Raw genomic sequence first — 6,754 nt, 5'->3', positions numbered from 1 at the left:
TGCCGGCTCAGACCGGCAGGCTTTGCGAACGTATTACGGCGTGACGACGTTAAACCAGAAGGGAAAGTCGTCCATCATTGTCATCAACTGCACAAACACCTGCTGGTTACCGTCCAGCTTCAGCGCGCCGGACTTCACCAGTTCCGGGAAAGACTTCTGCTTGGTGAACAGCAGGTCCAGGTCACTGCGATCGATGGTGACAGTCAGGTCCGCCTCTTTGCTCTGCACGCCGGCGATATTGTTCAGGTGGGAGTTGTCCAGCTCCAGCAGGTAGGTCTCCTTGCGGTCCGGCAGTACAAAGTTGATCGAGAATGCTTTGCCGTCGGCCTTCTTCGCATCGAGTTTGACGCCGAGGAAATCGAACATCAGCCCGGTATCCATCGCCTTGACCATGTCGGCACCGGCGCGGGTCGCCTGCGCCTGGGTGGGCACGCCGTTGCGCAGTTCCATGGCCGCCGCCAGGTAGGTGTTGCGCCAGCCGGTGTTTTCGGCCTGGTAACCCAGCTGCTCGAAGGTATCCGCCTGCAGGTTGCGCGCCTCCTGATTTTCCGGCTCGGCAAACACCAGCTTGTTGAGCAGTTCCGCAGCCCAGCGGTAGTCGCCCTTGGCGAAGGACTTGCGAGCCATATTGAGCACCGCTTCGGAGCCGCCCATGGCCTCCACGTAGCGCGGCGCGGAATCCGCCGGGCTCAGCGGGTTCAGGTTGGCCGGATTCATGTCGAAGTAACCCAGGTACTTGTTGATGATGCCCTTGGCGTTGTGCTTGTAGGAGCCGTGATAACCGCGGTTATACCACTCGTGCGCGAGGCTGTCGGGCACGGTGATCTGGTCCTGGATCTCGTTGATGGTTACACCCTGGTTGGCCAGGTTGAGGGTCTGGTCGTGCAGGTAGCCGTACATGTCGCGCTGTTTTTTCAACACCTCAAGCAGGTAGTCGTTGCCCCAGCGCGGCCAGCTGTGGGAGGCGAAGATCACGTCGGCATCCCTGGCCACACCGTGGATCAGCTGGTTGATGTATTTGCTCCAGCCCTGGGCGTCGCGGATCTCGGCACCGCGCAGGGTGTAGATGTTATGCAGGGTGCCGGTCACGTTTTCCGCGGTCCACAGCGCCTTGAACTGGGGGAAGAAGGTATTCATCTCCGCCGGTGATTCGGTGTTCGGCGTATTCATGAAGCGCATTTCGATACCGTCGATGACCAGGGTTTCCTCGTCCTTTTCGATGGTGCGGGTCGGTGCGATCAGGCTCAGCATACCGGTGGAGATGCCCTTGCCGATGGCAGAGTCCACCTGTCCCTGCGCGCCCTTCGGCAGGATACTGCCGTACTGGTAGGTGGCGCGGCGGGTCATCGCATTGCCGGCCAGTACGTTTTCCTTCACCGCGTGTTCCATAAAGCCGCGCGGCGCAATCACCTGCACCTTGCCGCTGTCCACGTCGGCCTGGCTGATAATGCCCTTCACCCCGCCGAAGTGGTCGGCGTGGGCGTGGCTGTAGATCACTGCACGGATCGGGCGCTTGCCGAGCACGTCGGTAACCAGCTTGAACGCCGCCCTGGAAGTGGCCGGGGTCAGCAGCGTGTCCATGACGATCCAGCCGGTATCGCCGGCAATGAATGTGATATTGGCAAGGTCATAACCACGCACCTGGTAGATGCGGTCAGTGACTTTGAACAGGCCGTAGGCCATATTCAACTTGGCCTGGCGCTCCAGGCTCGGATTGATGGTGTCGTGTGACTGGTCACCGCTGAGGAAGTCATATTTCCCCAAGTCCCAGACCACATTGCCCTGGCCGTCCTTGATCTCGACCGCCGGCGGGCGCTTGAGCAGGCCTTTTTCGACCAGTTCGAAATCTTTGGTATCGGAAAACGGCAGGCTTGCGCGCACAGACTGTTGATAGGCCCTGGTGGCCGCGGTGGCCGCTTTCGGCTCCGCAGCGGGCGCGGCGCCAAGCGCCGCCGAAGCGGTTACCATCAGTGCGCCCAAGCTGAGGGACGCCTTCGCAATTTTTAGCATTTTGTTCTCTCTTCATCGAATTGCAGAGCCGAAACGCCCTTAAAATCCCGACCGATTGGGCGCAGTCATCACTGACACAGTCAGGCTCCGCTTGGTTTGGCCCTACATTACGCAGCTGGGGACAAATGGGTATTGCAGCGCGCGCCAATCTATTGTGCTGGCGCGCACATTGAGTAGAATGTCGGATTGATCACTTTTTGTACCCTCCCGGCAATCGGTGCCGCACAGGGACAACCACAGGAAGATCTACTTGAAACACGAAGACGTTGCGGCGCTGAGCGGTTGGGTCATACCCATGTCCAAAGCCATGCAGGCCAACAATATTGACGTGGAGCAGGCACTCGATGAGTGCGGCATTAGCGCCGGCGATCTCGAAAACCAGGAATGCAGGATTGCCATTGCCAAGCTGGCGAAGGTGATCGACTACTGCAACGCGCGCCTGCCGCGCAAAGATTTTACGATGCAGGTCGCCGAATACTTTCACCCGGGCATGTTCCATGCACTGGGCTATGCAATGATGTCATCGGCCTCCCTGAAGGACAGCCTGGCGCGCATCATGCGCTACAAACGCATCGTATCCGATGCCTGCCGGCTGGAACTCTCCGAAAATGGCGATGGCCTGATGCTGAAGGTCATTACCTGGATCGACGAGGTTACCGACGAGCCAACCCTGGGGCCGCGGGAAATCGAGGCATTTCTGGCAACTCTGGTAAAATTTGGCCGCGAGGCGGTCGAGGCCGACCTGTGCCCGCTGGCCGTCTATTTCTCCACACCCGAACCCGAGCACGGCAGCGAATACCTGACAGAATTCTTCGGCTGCCAGATCCACTTCAATGCCGACATCAACGCCATCGTTTTCGACCGCGAACAGGCCGACAAGAAACTGCTGGCCCACAACCTGATGCTGACCCAGAGTCACGAAAAGATGCTCGACGAATATCTATCGCGCATCGACAAGAGTGACCTTGCCAACCTGGTCCGCTGCCGGATTTACGAGCGCCTGTCACTCGGTGCGCCTACGCAATCGGAGGTAGCTGAAGACCTGGGTATGAGCCTGCGCAATATGCAGCGAAAGCTCAGCGACAAGGGCACCAGTTACAAGGAAATCCTCGAAAACACGCGCAAGAAACTGGCCCTGGAATATATCGAGCAGCCGCACCTGTCCCTGGGGGAAATCGGTTACCTGGTGGGTTTCGCCTCGGTGGCGAATTTCAATCGCGCCTTCAAGCGCTGGACCGGCAGCACGCCGGGAGAATTTCGCAGCAGCCATCAGCAGGCGGCGAGCGCCTGACTAAAAAGCGGCCCGAGGGCCGCTTTTTTATTGCCACTGATTTAATTAGCTTCTTCCGACAGAATCATATCTGCCGCCTTCTCCGCAATCGCAATGGTGGGCGCATTGGTGTTGCCGCCGATCAGCTTCGGCATGATCGACGCGTCCACTACCCGCAGGTGCTTGAGGCCGCGCACCCGCAACTGCGTATCCACCACCGCCTCGTCGTCACTGCCCATTTTGCAGGTACCCACCGGGTGGTAGACCAGCCCGATCTTTTCCCTGACTTTGTAAAAAATATCCTCGTCGGATTCGCAGTCGGTGCCGGGATGGATTTCGTCGCCGCGGTATTCATCGAAGGCCGCGGCGGCGAGAATTTTGCGCACCACGCGGACGCCCTTGACCATGGTTTCGCGATCTTTTTCGTGGGCGAAGAAGTTGTAGTCGATCTCCGGCGCCACGTAGGGATCATTGGAGCGGATCATCACGGTACCGGTGCTCTGCGGGTGGAGCACGCACACGTGGCAGGAGTAGCCGGGGTTGCTCATCAGCTTCAGGTCACGACCGCTGTCATCAAACAGCAGCGGCAGCATGTGCAGCTGGATATCGGGACGCGCCAGATCGTCAGACGTCTTCAGAAAGGCCCCCGCCTCGGTGATCGACTTGGCCAATTTGCCTTCTCTGCGGAACAGGTATTTCAGTGTGTCCGGTGCCATCCTGAGCAGCCCCGGAACCGTCATGGTGACACCGTCGTTCTTGCGCGCGGTCACCAGTACGCAGGCATCGACGTGTTCCTGCAGGTTTTTACCGACGCCGGGCAGTTCGTGCCGACACTCGATCGCCAGTCCCTCGAGGTGTTCGCGCTCGCCGATTCCGGACAATTGCAGCAGTTGCGGCGAGTTGATCGCGCCGGCGCTGAGAATAATTTCGCGCTGTGCATCCAGGCGCAGATCCATGCCCTTACAGTGAACTTCCACCGCAGTCGCAGTATCGCCATCCAGGATTACCCGCTTCACCTGTGTTTCGGTCAGCACCGTCAAGTTGGGGCGCTGCATGGCGGGCTTCAGGAAGGCGGCGCTGGTGCCCCAGCGGCGCCCGTGCTTGATGTTCAGGTGGTAATAAAAAACGCCCTCCTGGTCTTCAGCGTTGTAGTCCTCATTGTATTGGTAACCCACCTGCTGGGCGGCTTTAACAAAAGCCTCGGACATGGGGTACTGGGGCTCGCCGGTGCTGACGTAGAGCGGGCCGCCGCGGCCATGGTATTCGTTGCCGGCAAACACTTCGTGGTGCTCGGATTTTTTGAAATACGGCAGCATGTCTTGGTAGGACCAGCCGTCATTGCCGAGCGCCGCCCAGCAGTCGTAATCCTCCTTCTGCCCGCGCACATACAGCATGCCATTGATCGCCGAGCTGCCACCGAGGGTCTTGCCGCGCGGAGTAAAAATCGGCGCACCGTGGCGCAGTTTTGGGTCCGGCTTGGACGCGTAAGCCCAGTTGTATCTTTTCGAGAACATGAAATAGGCGAAAGCACCGGGAATGCCGATCATCGGTGAGCGATCCAGCGGCCCCGCCTCCACTAAACAGACGCTGTACTTGCCACTCTCCGACAGGCGGTTGGCCAGTACGCAGCCGGCGGACCCGGCACCGACGACGATATAGTCAAATGTTTCCTGCACGGCTCTCTCCCGCGGACAGCGCCATCCGGCGCCGACTTTCCCCATTACTACTGGCTGAAAGCATAGACCGGCCCCCGCTGTCCGCTCGGGCCTGCACAACCGGCATAAAAAAGGCGCCGACCCCGATCGGGAAGGCGCCAAATGCGACGACCAAAAAGGTCGGAGAGAAAATTGTTATTTTCGTCTGGGGGGGAGGGGTTAATCCGCCATCTGTACAGCCGCTTCAGCTGCAGCGCCAGCGGTATGCTCCTGCAAAATCATATCCGCCGCCTTTTCGGCAATCGCAATGGTCGGCGCGTTGGTGTTGCCGCTGATCAGCTTCGGCATGATCGAGGCATCCACCACGCGCAGGCCCCGCAGGCCGTGCACGCGCAGTTGCGGATCGACTACCGCTTCCTTGTCGACCCCCATCTTGCAGGTGCCCACCGGGTGGAATACCAGGCCGATTCGCTCCTGCGCCTTGCGGAAAATCTCCTCGTCCGATTCGCATTCGGCGCCCGGGTGAATCTCCTCACCGCGGTACTCGTCGAAAGCCGCGGCGGCGAGGATCTTGCGCACCTGGCGAATGCCGTTGACGAGCACCTTGCGGTCCTCCTCGTCGGCGAAGAAGTTGTAATCGATCTCCGGCGCGGCAAAGGGATCCGCAGACTGGATCATGACGCTGCCGGTGCTCTTCGGGCGCAGCACGCACACATGGCAGGAATAGCCGGGTTTGGACATTAGCTTGATATCGCGACCACAGTCGTCGAACAGTAGCGGCACCATATGCAGCTGTATGTCGGGCCGGTCCACATCGTCGGAAGACTTGATAAAGGCGCCCGCCTCGGTGATCGACTTGGCCAGCTTGCCGGTCTTGTTGAACAGATATTTCAGTGTATCCGGCAACATTTTCAGTAGGCCAGTCAGGGACGCGGTGAAGCCATCGTTAATGCGGCTGGTGACCAGCACGCAGGCGTCCACATGCTCCTGCAGGTTGCGGCCCACTCCGGGCAGCTCGTGCAGGCATTCAATGCCAAGGGACTGCAGGTGCTTGCGATCGCCGATGCCGGACAGCTGCAGTATTTGCGGCGAGTTGATCGCGCCGCCGCTGAGGATAATCTCGCGCTCCGCCTCCAGACGGAATTCGCTGTTGGCATGGCGGACGTCCACCGCGGTTGCCCGATCACCGTCCAGCAGCACACGCTTTACCTGAGCTTCGGTGAGCACGGTCAGGTTGTCGCGGCCCAGCGCCGGTTTCAGGAAGGCGGCAGCGGCGCCGAAGCGGCGGCCATCCTTGATGTTGCAGTGGTAGTAGCCAACACCTTCCTGGTCGGCACCATTGAAATCGTCGTTGTAGCGGAAGCCTGTCTGCTGGCCCGCTTTGATAAAGGCTTCCGACATCGGATATTCCGGCTCGGATGCACTGATATGCCACGGGCCACTGTGGCCGTGAAATTCGCTGCCGCCGAGTTTTTCATGGTGCTCGGATTTCTTGAAATACGGCAGCAGGTCGCTGTACGACCAGCCGTCGTTGCCCAGCGCTTCCCAGGTATCGTAATCCTGTTTCTGGCCACGCACATACAGCATGGCGTTCACGGAAGAGCTGCCGCCGAGGGTTTTGCCGCGCGGCGTAAACAGTGGAGCGCCATGGCGCAGTTTGCCGTCCGGCTTGGCGTTGAAGGCCCAGTTATATTTTTTGATAAACATATGCGCGGCGAAGGCGCCGGGGATATTGATCAGCGGCGACGAGGTCCCGGCGGGGCCGGCCTCCAGTACGCACACCGAGTATTTACCGCCCTCTGACAGGCGGTTGGCCAGC

The 6,754-nt window shown here is 59.7% G+C and carries 4 protein-coding genes; 1 reads left to right on the top strand and 3 read right to left on the bottom strand.

The annotated features are described in order from the left end of the window. Positions 1 to 33: 33 nt before the first annotated feature. Positions 34 to 2,010 carry an alkyl/aryl-sulfatase gene (locus IG168_RS08150; protein WP_193163758.1) on the bottom strand — a complete coding sequence of 659 codons (1,977 nt, stop codon included), beginning with the start codon at positions 2,008 to 2,010 and terminating at the stop codon, positions 34 to 36. A gap of 250 nt (positions 2,011 to 2,260) precedes the next feature. Here IG168_RS08150 and IG168_RS08145 point away from each other — a divergent pair, with 250 nt between their 5' ends. Further along, the gene (locus IG168_RS08145; RefSeq protein ID WP_226876697.1) at positions 2,261 to 3,301 is read left to right on the top strand and encodes an AraC family transcriptional regulator; all 1,041 of its coding nucleotides are present in this window, start codon (positions 2,261 to 2,263) and stop codon (positions 3,299 to 3,301) included. 41 nt (positions 3,302 to 3,342) lie between these two features. Here the strand turns inward: IG168_RS08145 and IG168_RS08140 are convergent, their stop codons facing one another. Together IG168_RS08140 and IG168_RS08135 are read right to left on the bottom strand one after the other, a co-directional pair. Continuing rightward, positions 3,343 to 4,956: a GMC family oxidoreductase gene (locus IG168_RS08140; protein ID WP_319024676.1), complete on the bottom strand. Its 1,614-nt coding sequence runs from the start codon at positions 4,954 to 4,956 to the stop codon at positions 3,343 to 3,345. Positions 4,957 to 5,154: 198 nt separating this feature from the next. Further along, a complete protein-coding gene (locus IG168_RS08135) occupies positions 5,155 to 6,753 on the bottom strand; it encodes a GMC family oxidoreductase N-terminal domain-containing protein (RefSeq protein ID WP_226876695.1) in 1,599 nt (532 codons plus the stop codon). Position 6,754 lies beyond the last annotated feature (1 nt).

It is taken from the genome of Microbulbifer hainanensis, assembly GCF_014904735.1.
In the GTDB taxonomy this organism is placed as follows: domain Bacteria; phylum Pseudomonadota; class Gammaproteobacteria; order Pseudomonadales; family Cellvibrionaceae; genus Microbulbifer; species Microbulbifer hainanensis.
This window is presented reverse-complemented; position numbering and strand designations above follow the sequence as displayed.

Coding starts and splice junctions, on each gene's coding strand:
- IG168_RS08150 (WP_193163758.1), bottom strand. CDS start 2,010: ATGCTAAAAATTGCGAAGGCGTCCCTCAGCTTGGGCGCACTGATGGTA.